At 59.3% G+C, this 13,719-nt stretch carries 11 protein-coding genes; 3 read left to right on the forward strand and 8 right to left on the reverse strand.

All coding sequences use genetic code 11. The annotated features are described in order from the left end of the window. The 5 genes from GHO41_RS26095 to GHO41_RS26115 form a co-directional block, all read right to left on the reverse strand. Positions 1–853 (reverse strand): aldehyde dehydrogenase family protein (locus tag GHO41_RS26095; RefSeq protein ID WP_371929045.1); only part of this gene is annotated, 853 nt, incomplete at its 3' end. 330 nt (positions 854–1,183) lie between these two features. Then, positions 1,184–2,830 (reverse strand): CapA family protein, encoded by a 1,647-nt coding sequence (locus GHO41_RS26100; protein WP_153435051.1) that lies wholly within the window; start codon positions 2,828–2,830, stop codon positions 1,184–1,186. 51 nt (positions 2,831–2,881) lie between these two features. Further along, positions 2,882–3,964, reverse strand: coding sequence for a M14 family metallopeptidase (locus GHO41_RS26105; protein ID WP_153435052.1), 1,083 nt, complete (start codon positions 3,962–3,964; stop codon positions 2,882–2,884). Positions 3,965–4,008: 44 nt separating this feature from the next. Next, on the reverse strand, positions 4,009–5,301 hold the full coding sequence (locus tag GHO41_RS26110) for an MFS transporter (protein WP_048367717.1): 1,293 nt from the start codon (positions 5,299–5,301) through the stop codon (positions 4,009–4,011). Between the two features lie 26 nt (positions 5,302–5,327). Then, positions 5,328–7,139: a DUF1302 domain-containing protein gene (locus tag GHO41_RS26115; protein WP_256678860.1), complete on the reverse strand. Its 1,812-nt coding sequence runs from the start codon at positions 7,137–7,139 to the stop codon at positions 5,328–5,330. A gap of 329 nt (positions 7,140–7,468) precedes the next feature. Between GHO41_RS26115 and GHO41_RS26120 the strand changes: the two genes are divergently transcribed. Both GHO41_RS26120 and GHO41_RS26125 read left to right on the forward strand, forming a co-directional pair. Continuing rightward, on the forward strand, positions 7,469–8,572 hold the full coding sequence (locus GHO41_RS26120) for a GlxA family transcriptional regulator (RefSeq protein WP_178126588.1): 1,104 nt from the start codon (positions 7,469–7,471) through the stop codon (positions 8,570–8,572). 229 nt (positions 8,573–8,801) lie between these two features. After that, on the forward strand, positions 8,802–9,839 hold the full coding sequence (locus GHO41_RS26125) for a branched-chain amino acid aminotransferase (RefSeq protein ID WP_153435053.1): 1,038 nt from the start codon (positions 8,802–8,804) through the stop codon (positions 9,837–9,839). An 84-nt stretch (positions 9,840–9,923) separates the two neighbouring features. Here the strand turns inward: GHO41_RS26125 and GHO41_RS26130 are convergent, their stop codons facing one another. Then, positions 9,924–11,012 (reverse strand): macro domain-containing protein, encoded by a 1,089-nt coding sequence (locus GHO41_RS26130; protein ID WP_048367713.1) that lies wholly within the window; start codon positions 11,010–11,012, stop codon positions 9,924–9,926. Beyond that, positions 11,009–11,653, reverse strand: coding sequence for a DUF4433 domain-containing protein (locus GHO41_RS26135; protein ID WP_153435054.1), 645 nt, complete (start codon positions 11,651–11,653; stop codon positions 11,009–11,011). The genes GHO41_RS26130 and GHO41_RS26135 overlap by 4 nt, the downstream gene beginning before the upstream one ends. Before the next feature lie 453 nt (positions 11,654–12,106). Between GHO41_RS26135 and GHO41_RS26140 the strand changes: the two genes are divergently transcribed. Continuing rightward, on the forward strand, positions 12,107–13,183 hold the full coding sequence (locus GHO41_RS26140) for a sigma-54-dependent Fis family transcriptional regulator (RefSeq protein WP_048367710.1): 1,077 nt from the start codon (positions 12,107–12,109) through the stop codon (positions 13,181–13,183). On the opposite strand, the gene GHO41_RS26145 is transcribed toward GHO41_RS26140, so the two are convergent. Further along, positions 13,180–13,719: LLM class flavin-dependent oxidoreductase (locus GHO41_RS26145; protein WP_153435055.1), on the reverse strand; the 540-nt coding region annotated here is incomplete at its 5' end. The two genes, GHO41_RS26140 and GHO41_RS26145, sit on opposite strands and share 4 nt — an antisense overlap.

The raw sequence follows: 13,719 nt of genomic DNA on the forward strand, positions 1-13,719 counted from the left end.
GGGGGATATCGCCGCAGTCGGCCATGACGATATTGGCCGACTTGCCGCCCAGCTCCAGCCACACGCGCTTGAGGTTCGATGCGGCGGCATTTTTGGCGATTTCACGGCCCACCTTGCCCGAGCCGGTGAAGGCGATGCAGTCGACATCCGCGTGCAGGCTCAAGGCCCTGCCGGTGTGCCCGTCGCCACTGAGCACGTTAAACACGCCCGCCGGAATGCCCGCTTGCAGGGCGAGCGCGGCAATGCGCAACGCGCTGAGCGGGGTCTTTTCTGAAGGCTTGAGCACCACGCTGTTGCCTGCGGCCAGGGCCGGGGCGAACTTCCAGGCGGCCATCAACAGCGGGTAGTTCCACGGTACAACGGCGGCCACAACGCCCATCGGCTGCTGGGTCACGGTGCCAAAAAACTGCGGGTCGGTGGCCGGTACTTCGCCGTGCACCTTGTCGATCAGTTCGGCAAACCAGCGCAGGCAATAAATCGTGCCGGGCAGGTCACCGCCCAAGGTGTCAGCGATGGGTTTGCCGCTGTCCAGAGACTCCAGCAAGGCCAGCTCTTGGGTGTGTGCTTCGAGCAACTGCGCCCAGTTGAGCAGCAGTGCTTTGCGTTCACGGGCAGAAAGGTCCGACCACACCCCGGCTTCAAAACTGCGACGGGCAGCGGCCACGGCCAGGTCGACATCGGCACTGGCGCACTGCGCCACTGACGCCAGCGGCGCGCCGTCGATGGGGCTGAACGAGGTAAACGTGGCACGGTTTTGGGCATCGACATAAGCGCCATCAATAAACGCCCGGCCTTCAATGGGCAGCGTTTGGGCTTTGTCGAGCCAATAGGTTCGATCTTTTGACTCTGGCACAGCAACACCTCGATTTATTCTTGTCAGGCTGAGGCAATGCTAGGCAATACTGAAAATATCTTCAATAGTGGTTTGGTGCTTTACTGAAATTATTTTCAGTTGTTTCTTCCGTAAATACAGGCCAAAACCTACCTGTAGGAGCGAGCTTGTCTCGCGATCTTTCGAATTTTCAAGGGGATATGACGACTGCTGCGCAGCCGATCGCAGCCTCGCTCCGCTCGTCAGCGACTACGGGGATTGTGGGGGCAGTTCAATCTGTAGGAGCGAGCTTGCCTCGCGATCTTTTGATTTTCAAAAGATCGCGAGGAAGCGCGGGCTTAGAGGAGGGCGTTACGCGTCAAAACGCTGGGCAATGCTCGAAAGCGGCGACAGGATGTCGTTCCACACTTTGTCGCGCAGGTGCGGCAACTGGCTTATTTCCAGCTCGGTCAGGCCAAACTCAGTCGGCCTTTCCAGCACGTCGAAGAACTTGACGATGCGGCAGTCGAAACGCTTTTTCCCCAAGTCTCGATTGACGATATACAGCGGCAACGCCTGCAAATTGAACAGCCCGGTGGAGCCCTTCACCTTGCCGATGTTGAACTTCACGCTGTAGGCCAGTTTGGAGTTGCGGCTTTCGGGGTGGTAGCTCACAAAGTCGCCGAACGCGTAGATCACCAGCGCGTCCTGTTTGCCGGTGCGCGGGATCAGCTGCGCGGGCTGGCTGACATGCGGGTGGTTGCCCAGAATCGTGTCGACGCCGCATTCAATCACCTTGTGCGCAGCATCGACGATGTTGACGTGGGGGTACATCTCGAACTCCCAGCCCCAGTGGCAGTAAGCGATGATCCAGTCCGCGCCCTTGGCCTGCGCCGCCGCGACCTGCTTTTTGATCAAGGTGTAATCAGGCGGCGGGTTTACATCGTTAAAGCGCACTTCGTTGGCCAGGTAAGACTTGCCCTCGGGCACCAAGTGGCCGTTGAGGTCAAAGGTGTAGGCCAGCAGCGCCACCTTGATGCCGTCTTTTTCAAAGATCACCACCTCGTTCTGCTCGGCCTGGCTGGCGGCCGTACCGGCATACATCGCGCCCGATCTTTTGAGCACGTCGAGGGTGGCCAGCACGCCCGATTCGCCATAGTCCATGGCGTGGTTGGTCGCGGTGCTGAAGAAGTTGATTTTGGCCTCGTGGCGGAACTTGTCGAACATCGCCTCGGACGTGTTCATCCGCGCCGGTTCGCCGGGCTGCTGGTTACGGCCGGGCTCCTGGTTTTTGTCCACCGTGGATTCGAGGTTGGCGCTGACAATGTCGGCGCTGCTGTAAAAGTCGGTGATCGCATCGAACAAGTGCTCGGTGTTTTCGGGTGTCAGCACATCCACCGCAAGCAAATCCCCGGCACACGACACCGACACCGAAGCGATCGTGCTGTCAGGGTCCGGCGTCGGGTCTGTCAGGTTGAAAAACTCTAAGCGCTGGGACGCGAAAAACGCTTCCAGCCCCGAGCCCAGTTCAGCGACTTCCAGTTGATTGAACCAGTACCGGTACACCCACTTGAGCTTTTCGAATGCACTGCCCGAAATGTTGTACACCCCGGTTTCAGGCTGCGGGTAGTGGAACTGGTCATAGCAGATGTAGCTCGCCAACAGCACGCCAAGCCTTGCCAGGGTGCGCTTGTCCTTGAGTTTTTTAAGCGAAGGCGGCAGCTCGCCGAAGCCCGGATCGACAAAAATCTCATCCAGGGCGATGTCTGCGGCCGAGCCGATCAGTTCCGGCAACAGCGGCTCAACCTTGGCCCAGACCTTCAGCGGGTCGTGCTTCGCCACCCAGCCAAACAACTCGCGCGCGCATTCAAGCTCTTCGGGGCTGAGCGTCTCTACAGGCTTTAACTCCCCCAGCGCCACACGCTGAAGGGTGGTGGTGATCTCATCGCCATGCTCATCAAGTGTGGTCTTGATCTGTTGCATGATCTGTCTTAACGCTTCCATCAAATACGCATTCATCCTGAATATCCTTTTTGTCTTGAGGGGTGACTCTATCGACGGCGCAGAGTGCTACGTCATGGAAAGCCCTTTGAGGGTCTGTACCGTGACCTCTCGCGCTTGTTCCAGCACGCGTCGTTTCCAGTCATCGCTATCAATGTAGAAGGCATCGCGAAGTTGTCGCTTGATTTGAGTGCGTTGGGTGTCATTAGCCTGTGGATTGTTCTGCAACCATTGATCGGCGCGCAGTGCGTTGAGCACGGCCGGGCCGGGTTTGGTGCCGTATTCCAGGGTCAAGCCGTTGTACTGGGCCAGCGGGCACTCTTGCATCACAGCCAGGTCCAGCGTGCCGTTGAGCACGGCAGAGGACGACGAGCCGTCTTCGCTGGAGGTGACCTGCGGCCCCCACCATTCGCGCGCCCGGGCAATGTCGTTTGAGGTGGTGTGCCCTTTGTAAATGCGCTCGCCCACGCCATAAGGGCCGAGCCCCGTGTGCACGTCGATCCAGCCGATGCGTTGGCAATGGCTGCCCAGGCGGCGGATGATCTGGCGCAGTTGCAGGTTGCTCCAGGTGGGTTGAGTGCCCGCAAAAAACAGACCGCGCGGGTCGATGTGCTGGCCGCTGGTAATGGCTGCTTGCAGCGCTTTAGGCCCGTGACGCACGGCGTAACCTGCCAGCCCCAAGGTGCTGAACAGCGTGGGCGGCTGGCGCTTTGGCACCAGCCACGAGGCGAGGGCGCGGTAAGGGGAATGAACGGGCAGCGGCTGGCTGAAGTCATTGAAGTTGCGATTGAGGTCGACGTTGTCTTCGTTGACCCGGCGCAGCCAAGAGAAGCCATAAGGGTTGAGCGCGTGCAGATACAGCACGGCCACATTCTCTCGGTGGCTGTCATGCATCCAGTTGCGGTCACGCAGGTGATCGACTTGCACCGCCGAGCCGCAAAAGCCTTCAACACCGTGGACGCCGCTGCTCACGACCAGCAAATTGGCCGCACAGGGCGAGCCTGAAAGCGCCACATCAATGGCCAGTTCTTCTCCCTCCTTACCGGTCAGCGGATGAAGGTGAGACTCCACCTTGAGATCCGCATTGGAGCAGGCCTCAAGGAATTTTTGCCGCGCTTGGGCGTAGCTCTGTGAAAAGCAGGATAAGTCCATCAAGCAGTTCCTATGCAAAGTCGGGAGGTGTCATGACGCGCAGGCTAGGCCGGGCTGGCGGCCGGTAAACCTGCAAGCGGGGTGTTGGCATTGAGCTCGCGGCGGGTGCGCTCCGGGTCGATCAACAGCAGCCCAAGTACGCTGAAGACCAACAGGGTGATGCCAAACAGGCCGATGGCCAGTTCGAAGCCGTTCACCAGATCGCCGTGCTGCCAGCCAATGGCTTGCCCGACCACCAGGGGCGCGAGCATGCCGGCCGTGGTCATCAAGGCGATATGGATGGCCAGCATGCTGCCGCGTTGGCGGGCCGGTGCGATGTGGGCAACGATGCTGAAACCAAACGCAGACAACAGGTTGAGCAGGATGCTGCCCAGCAAAAACAAGCCCAGCGTCACGGTCAGGGCCGTGGTGGTAAAGCCCATGACGATGTACGCCACGCCCGCAATCAGGCAGGCCAGCAGCGGTGGCACCACCATTGCCTTGCGGATGCTGGCGCCGCGTTTCATGGCGCGTTGGGCCAGGCTTGAGACCAGCAGGTTGATGGCAATCACCCCCAGCGTGGTTGCAAGCACCAGGTAACCGGATTGCATGGGCGTCATGCCCAACCCTTTTTGCAGGTACGTCGGCAGCCAGCTGTAGAGCAGGGCGTTGGGCAAGTAACTGCAAAAGGCGACCAGAGTGATGCAGACAAAGGTGCGATTGAGCAACAAGCGGGCATAAGGCAGCGTCGGCAAAGCCTCGCCGTTGGCGGTTTTGGTGTCATCGTGCTGCCCTTCGCGGCCATACAGTTGCCACAGCAGCAGCCAGATCAGGCCGATCCCGGCCAGCAGCACATACCCTGTGCGCCAGCCGTAATGCTCTATCAATTTGGGCAAGGCCAGCGCCCCGGCGATGGCACCGAGCATGATTGCCACTTGAATCAGCGCGGCGGGCAAGACCCGCTCGCGGGTGGCATACCATTTGAAGCAGGCGTGCTGGGTGACCGCGGTGCCCGGCCCGCAACCGGCACCGAGCAGCACGCGGCTGGCCAACAGGCTGATAAACGTCGTGGACAGGGCCGCGAGCAATTGCGCGGTCATCCACACCAGGGCCATGCCCGACAGGATCCAGCGGCTGGGCATGCGGTTGGCCACAAAGCCCACCAGCACGCCGGAAATCGAATACAAAAAGAAAAATGCGCTGCTGATAAAGCCGAACTGCTCGGCGGTGAGCTTGAGTTCGTCAATGATCTGCGGGCCGGCAAAGGCAAAAATGGTTTTATCCAGCACGCTGATAATGACCACGGTCATCAGCAGCGCGACCACCAGCGGGCGGCGTTTATCGGTCAATGAGTGCATGGGGATGGCCTTTTCAATAGGGGCGCTCAGAAGCGGATGCCGACACTGGCCTCAAACATGCTGCGATCGGCGACCAGGTTGTAATCGCCGCCACCGGTGTTCAGGTAGCTGACGTTGAAGGTGTAGGTTTTTTGGTATTCGCCCTGCACGCCCAGCACCTGCGCGTAGCGGCCTTCGGAAAACACGCCGTCATAGGCATGCCCTTTAACGTCATAGAGCACCGCCAGCGAAGGGGTCAGGTCGAGCCCCGGCAACACATTTTTATAGTGGATTTCGGCTTTGGCGCGGGTGCCCCAGGAAAACGGCGTGACAAACCCGTCCATTGAGCATTTAGCCGCCGGGCCCGTGCATTTCGCGTTCTCACCGTAGGGCGCGCTGCCAAAACCGGGGCGGCCGTAGCGGCGCTCGTCGGTGTCCGGCAGGTCGTGCACATATTTGAACCCGGCTTCGGCCGACAGCTTCATGTCACCGCCCAGCACGTGGCCGAACGGGCGGCTGGCGCCAAGGTTGAATTGGCTGACGCGAAAGCGGTCGTAACCGGGCGCCAGATAGCCGGTCGGGGTTTTAGTCAGGTACGCAAAGGGGCCGCTGCCGCCCAGCAAACCGGTGATAAAGTCCGAGCCGTTCCAGGCAATGGGCTGGTTGGGCCGGTAGCTGTATTCGGCATAAATCCCGGTGCCATCCGGGAGGCGGGTCTTGAAGTTAAGCGCGTACAGGCGGATGTGGGTCGGGAAGGCGCGCTGGTAATACGCGGCCACGCCGGTGGGGGTGGCTTGGCCCAGGTTGGCGGCCGGAGGTGTCAGCACGCCGGGCCCTGTGCGCACCACTTGGGTGATGGCATCGCGGCTGGTGTAGTCGGCGAAATACAAACCGAACATGCCGACGTTGTCCCACAAGTAGTGCAGGCCTGCGCCGTATTGGTTGTCGCTGGGCCGATGGTCCGGGCCACGGGCCACGCTGTCCAGGGGGTTATTCAGGGCCTGGCCGTCAGGGGTAAAGATCGGCCGGCCGGCCAGCGAGCTGAGGATGCTGCCGTTGAGTAAAAACTGGTTGCACCCGGGTTGCGCGTAATCGCTGGTCGACAGGAACGTGCCGCAACCGGGGTAGGCATTGGGGCGCAACTCAAACTGATTAAAGGCATCCACGCTCAGGTTGTCGGTCAGGGCCAGCTTGGCGTAAAGCGCGGGCATCGCCACGGTGCGGGCTTCGGCAATCGAGGTGCTGCGCCGGGCGGCGGCCCAGTCGAATGCGTTCACGGCCTGCAGGCCGCCGCCGATGGTGGTCGGTGTCACCCAAGGGATCGCCTGATCGCCAAGCCGGACCAACAGGTCATGCCCGCCCGGCTGGAAGTTGCCATACACATAGGCATCGTCGATGACCGCGTTGGAAAACCGCGCCAGCGAGTCGAAACCGTCATCGCTCAAGGGTTTGCCGGGGCGATAGCCGTTCGGGACGCTGCCATAGTCCACGTCCTGGTTTTTTTGTGCGTAGTCGTACCAGCCTTTGGCGCTGACAAACACGCCGAGGTTGCGGTGGCTGAGGTCGGCTTGCAGGTAGGTTTCCAGCGACGTCGACACGGCATCGCCGCGCTTGTAGTTGAGGTCGCCGTCGTTGAACAGGTTCATGCCGTATTCGGTGCTGGTCAGGCGGTGGCTCGGGTTGTCCATGCGCCGCACCGTGCCCAGTTTCACGGCACCTTTTACGGTCAGGCGGGTGTCGTCCTGCTGCCATTCGATCCCTGGACCGAGCCCGGATCGCAGGTCGCCGAACACCAGTTCGCCCCCTGATACCGGGGCTGTCATGCCTGCGCTAAGCAGCACCGTGGAGAGTCCCGTCATGACGGGTTTGCCAGCCTTGGCCCACGCTTTTCTTATTGTTGTGTTCACTGAGCACTACCTTCGTTTTGTTTTTGTGGGATGCCAGGCGTTTTCAGTCTATCGCCCAAGGTCGGGCGGTAATACGGCGAATACCGACAGCGATAGGGCCAATATCGCCAGCCAAAACACGCGGTAAACCGCCCGCGCAGCGCTTGGCGTGTGGTTTGTTCAGCTGGTTTGAACTGGCAGGAATAAGGTGCGGGGCAGGGGCGGCGAGTGCCGCTGGCAGACAAGGCACAGAGGTAAAGCTAATATCGCCAACAATAAGTCCAATATCGCCGGGTTAACCCATGAACGTCCGTATTGATTTGCTCCACGGCCCGCACAGCATGGCCGGGACGCTGTTCAGCGTTATCGATATTCTGCGCACCTTCAACACGCTCTGGCAGATGCGTAACCCCGACAAACGCGGGGCGTTCTTTCATTGGCGGCTGATAGATGCGGCGGGCAATGAGCTGCCGCTGCCCGACTGGATGACGGCCATGCAGTCGCCTGCCGGGGGGCGCAAAACCTTGCGGCCCTCGCAAACTGCGCTGTTTGTTCCGGGCGTGCAGATGAAAAGCGTCCCCGACCTCAACCATGTGCTCGACCAATGCCGCGAAGAGCTGGACTGCATCGCCCGCTACCACTCTCAGGGCCGGGTGATCGCTGCCAGCTTCAATGGCCCGGTGATGCTGGCGCGTGCCGGGGTGCTTAATGGTCGGCGCGCCACGGTCACGTGGATGATTGCCAACTGGTTTGCGTCCAGCTTCCCCGCCGTGCAGATGGCGATGGAGGGCCCGGTTGTGGTGGACGGCCCGGTTTTTACTGCCGGGGCACCGGCGGCGGTCTGCGACTTGGTGGTTGAACTGATTCGCCATTTCGCGGGCGAAGAAATGGCACAGATTGCGACCAACGGGCTGCTCTATCACCCCATGCGATTTGAGCAGTCGGGCCTGAACTTTCCCGGCATCTCGGTGAAAACCCGCGACAGTGTGGTGTTTCGTGCCAAGCACTGGCTACAGCAGCATATTCAGACGCCCTACAGCCTTGAGCGCGTGGCCCAGGCCGCGACCGCCAGCCCGCGCACCTTGTTGCGCCATTTCAAGGAAGTCGAAGGCATGACCCCGCTGGACTACCTGCACCGCCTGCGTGTGGAGCGGGCCAAACAGCTGCTGGAAGTGACGCTGATCGACCTGACTGAGGTCATGGAATATTGCGGCTACCAGGATGCCAGTGCCTTCCGCCGCCTGTTTCGGCGCGCCACCGGGGTTACGCCCTCTGAATATCGGCGCCGCTACACCATGCGTGTTTCCAGCCGTTGGTGGCGCGCCGATGAACCGGGAGCCGATGAGCGGGCAGATGACCTGATCAAGTCACTGGGGATTGAACCGGACGACAACGCGGGCCATTAATGGCCTTCAGCCCCTATCGAGACACTTGCCTAACCGGTTTTTCCGTGCAATAAAAATGGCCACTTTGGTTCGGCCTTCAGGGCTCAACGCGACGAACCGCACGTTATTTTTCGCAAATACTGAATGACCCCGGTGCGCTGGCCGTGAGTGGCTGGCACACTGGCCCGTGATAAAGGCATCGACCTTGCCGATGCCGCATAACCTGCCAAGAACAGCTTTCGAGGTAATCATGTCTGTCCCGAGTATCGACTGGAGCACATTGGGCTTCAATTACATCAAAACCGACTATCGCTACCTGTCTCGCTGGAGCGACGACACGTGGGACAACGGCGTTCTGACTGAAGACAACGTGCTGCACATCAGCGAAGGGTCCACCGCCCTGCACTATGGGCAACAGTGCTTCGAAGGCCTGAAGGCCTATCGCTGCAAAGACGGTTCGATCAACCTGTTCCGCCCGGATCAAAACGCCCTGCGCATGCAGCGCAGCTGCGACCGTTTGATGATGCCGCATGTGTCGGTTGAGCAGTTCATCGACGCGTGTACCCAGGTTGTCAAAGCCAACGAGCAGTTCATCCCGCCGTACGGTTCGGGTGGCGCGCTGTACCTGCGTCCGTTCGTGATTGGTGTGGGCGACAACATCGGCGTGCGCACGGCCCCTGAGTTCATTTTCAGCGTGTTCTGCATCCCGGTAGGCCCGTACTTCAAAGGCGGCATGAAGCCTTGCAACTTCATGATCTCCGACTACGACCGCGCCGCGCCAAATGGCACCGGCGCTGCCAAAGTGGGTGGTAACTACGCGGCCAGCCTGCTGCCGGGTTCCGAAGCCAAAAAGGCCGGTTTTGCAGATTGCATCTACCTGGACCCGCTGACCCACACCCACATTGAAGAAGTCGGCTCGGCCAACTTCTTTGCCATCACCAAAGACAAACAATTCGTGACCCCGCGTTCGGCCTCGGTACTGCCGGGCATCACGCGTTTGTCGTTGATCGCACTGGCCAAAGAGCGTCTGGGCCTGACCGTGGTTGAAGGCGATGTACGCGTAGACGAACTGGACCGCTTCACCGAAGCGGGCGCGTGCGGCACCGCTGCCGTCATCACCCCGATTGGTGGCATCCAGTACCGCGACAAACTGCACGTCTTCCACAGCGAGACAGAAGTAGGTCCGGTGACACAACGTCTGTACAACGAACTCACCGGCATCCAGTCCGGCGACGTCGAAGCTCCGGCTGGCTGGATCGTCAAGGTCCCAGGCTCGCAACAGGCTTAAATACGCCTGCCTCGCGATTTTTTAAAAGCTCAAAAGATCGCGAGGCAAGCTCGCTCCTACAGGCGGCTAGTAGATGAGCAAACCTCAGCAGAGCGCCATTTGCGGTTTGAAGTGACTGGACGTGAGTCGTTTGAGGGCAATAGAAAGCGACTGATCGTCGAACAACCGGCTTTTACGAGCAGCAGCATCAGCCCCGCCATCCCAATGCTTTAATGCTTCGCGCACGGCTGGAAGCGTTGGAGAGACATCCTCTTGGCTCAGTAACCAATCGACTGTCGCCAACAACTCCATGCCGAACGGTGACTCAAAACCATCGATTAACTCGGCGGTGTATTCCAGGACTTGGGAATATTCCTTGGCCTCTGTTTTGAGATAAGCCTGCAGAAAGTCTTTGCGGTCTTGGTCAAACCAGATCACATCATTGATTCCCGCATCACTGATGCGCTTGTTGCAATGAAGGTAGCTGCCATCCAGATTGTTGAGCAGATGCTCCAAGCGATTGGCGTAGGGGCCATAGGTATGAGCAATGAACTTCAGTTTCAGCGGGTTTTGTGTGTCTGGCAGTTTTTCAATAGTGCGCTCAAGGAACCATGCCAGTTTTTGAATCTCCAGCAGGCTGCATTCCATCCCTAGAACCCAATAGCGTCGAACCAGTTCGGCAATAAGTGCCCGAGCTGGCGTTAGCTTTTCCACACCACTGCGTTTAGCGACGTTCAGATACTGGCTTGAGGGTTCAAACACCAGTACCTCTACATCCAGATCACTCAAAACATTAACGATCTGATCGCGGACTTCAGGCCATTTCAAGCCACCATTACCAGCACCCAGCGGTGGAATTGCTATGGATTTGACCTGGTTTTCAATCAGGAAGCGGCGCAAATCATGCAGGCCTTCAGTGACCCAGGCCATCTGCGAAGGTGAGCGCCAGTGACGTTTGGTGGGGAAGTTTACGATCCACCTGGGGCCTTCAAGCTCGTTGACTTCGGTGACGTGAACCTTGCCTGTTTCTACTTCGCCAGCTTTGCAGGCGGCCGCATACAGACGATAGTTTTGTGCAAAGCGCTCTTTGAACATCAGCGCAATACCTTTGCCCATCACCCCGACGGTATTGACCGTGTTGACGAGGGCTTCGGTTTTGGCTTCCAGAAGGTTGCCTTGGGTAAATGTGATCATTGGAAATACCATCCCGGCCGGGCATGCACAGCTAGCGTCAGGCCCCTGGCGGCCACGTCCTGCTCTATGCGTGCTTTCACTGCATCGGTGTAGCACATGATGCCAAGGAGTCCTGTAATCGGTAGGTGGTGGTGAATCAGCGCTTCGGCCTGATATCGCTCCATTTTTCGGGGGTCATCAGGGTCACGTTTAAAGTCGCGTCGTTGAAGGATAGGCCAGTCAATCTCATTCAGGCTGTCCAGATCGCTGTAATAGTCTGTCCAATCCGGGTAGGCGTGTGCATTTGTAAAGACGAACGGTAACCCTAGCTCGGCGACGCGGTGCAAGCTGGAGACCAGAATCAAGATCTCATCGTTGTCGCGCTGCTGAACGCTCCATCCTGAGTGAATGTTTTGCATCATCACAGAGAAGGGCGTGAAGTAGAAGGGTACGTAATCGGCCAACATGCCTGACGGCTCAATAGGAACACGCCGAGTGCGGCGCTTGTCTATTAATTCAGCATTGCCAATATTCACGTAATTGGGCGCCTGCACCTCGGAGCTTGCGCAGTGCAGGCCGTTGTCCAGAATCCAGGGCAGATTGTCACGGTGGACGATCCGCCAAATCAGCGCTTTTTCTGGATTTAGACTGTTGTAAATCATCTAAGAAAAATTCCTCGGTTCACTCTGGTTTGGGCAATGCCGTACAGGTAATAAAACGCTATCTGTAAATTCGCACTGACATGGACGCTTCCCGGTGATGGCTACGAGATGTGCTGATCGACACGCGAGTATAGGTTAACGACCCATCAGGTATCTCATATGGATGAGAGGACTCTCACGCGCCAGCTTGGATTTACGCAGCCATGCTCAGGTCGCAATTGTCCAACAGGCTGTTGGACTTATAGAGCTTGGGAGCCGTAGCCGATGGACGACGACTGTTGCATGCACACACAAACTGTAGGAGCGAGCTTGCTCGCGATCCTTTGAGCTTTCTTGTATCCACCAATATCCAGAAAAGTTTGGTCTTAATTCTTTTTAAGTATTTCTGGCTATAACCCGCGCTCGGTAAAGTATCGCTACCTTCGATCGTTACCTACGCTGGAATTCCTTGCCATGAGCGGCCCCCTGGGACATTCGACCCCGATTTTGACGTTCCCTCAGGGTGAAAAGGACCCCCTGTCTATCCGGGCCAAGGCCCTGGTGTTTGCCGACCCGCGTTCGCGCCAGTTGCTGGATTTTTTGCAGCAGGTGGGGCCGAGTGAGGTGCCGGTGTTGATCAATGGCGAAACCGGTACCGGCAAGGAGCTGGTTGCCCGTTATTTGCACGCGGCCAGTGGCCGGCGTGGCGCCTTTGTTGCGGTTAACTGCGGGGCGATCAGTGAGACCCTCGCCGAGAGTGAGTTTTTCGGCCACGAAGCCGGGGCCTTTTCCGGTGCCACCGGGCGGCGCGCGGGCTGGTTCGAAGAGGCCGATGGCGGCACGCTGTTTCTCGATGAAATTGGTGATCTGCCGCTGCCGTTGCAGGTCAAGCTGCTGCGCGTGTTGCAGGAGCAGGAGGTGGTGCGCGTCGGCTCGCGCAAGCCGGTGAAGATTGATGTACGGCTGGTGACCGCCACCAACGTCGATCTGGAGCAAGCGGTGGAGGCGGGTAATTTCCGTCTCGATTTGTTTTACCGGGTCAACGTTGCCCAAGTCTCGGTGTTGCCGCTGCGTGAGCGCCCGCTGGACATCCTGCCGCTGGTGGAGCACTTCCGCCGTCTTTACAGCGCGCGCTTGAAAATCAATGAACCGATGCTCTCCGAATCCGCGACGCAAGCGCTGCTGGATTACCCGTGGCCGGGCAATATTCGTGAGCTGGAAAACGTCGTGCACCTGGCGTTGCTGGTGGCCGGTGACAAGCCGATCCGCCCGGAGCACCTGAAGTTTTCAGGCGGGCTCAGCGTGGCCAAGGCCGGGGCGAGTACGCTGAGCAAGCTGCCGCAAGAGGTGATGCGTGAGCAGTTGCTGCGTTTGTTCGAGGTGCCGGGGGACACGCTGCTGCATGACATTGAAGACTTGATCGTGCGCGAGGCCTTTGCCTTTTGCGGTTTCAACCAGTTGCGCACCGCCGCGCTGTTGGGCATCACCCGTAATGCCATGCGCACGCTGCTGGTCAATCACGGGATGCTCAAGGGGCGCGCACCGAGCTAAGTGCGGCCGATGCGTCGTAACAGTGGCAGCAACTCCGCGCCCTGGTGGATGGCCTCTTCCAGGTGCGGAAAACCCGACAGCACAAAACACTCCACGCCCAGTTGGTAGTACTCCTCGATGCGCTGGGCGACGTGTTCATAGCTGCCCACCAGCGCAGTACCCGCACCGCCACGCACCAGGCCGACACCGGCCCAGAGGTTGGCCGACACTTCCAGTTCCCGCGCGCGCCGTCCACGACCTTTGACCAGTCCGGTCTGGCGGGACTGGCCCACCGACTCATACGCCGCCATCTGCAACTGCGCTCGTTCGATGGCCTCTTTGGGGATCTCTTCCAGCAACCGCTCGACGTGCGCCCAGGCTTCATCGTCGGTGGGGGCGGCGAACACGTGCACGCGCAGGCCAAAGCGCAAAGTGCGCCCGCGGGCGGCGGCGCGTTCACGCATGTGCAGGATGCGTTCAGCGATCATCGCCGGGGGCTCGCACCACATCAGGTAGATTTGCGCATGGGCCGCGCCGACCTGTTCGGCGGCCCTGTC

It is taken from the genome of Pseudomonas sp. FSL R10-0399 (assembly GCF_009600165.1).
Lineage (GTDB): Bacteria > Pseudomonadota > Gammaproteobacteria > Pseudomonadales > Pseudomonadaceae > Aquipseudomonas > Aquipseudomonas helleri.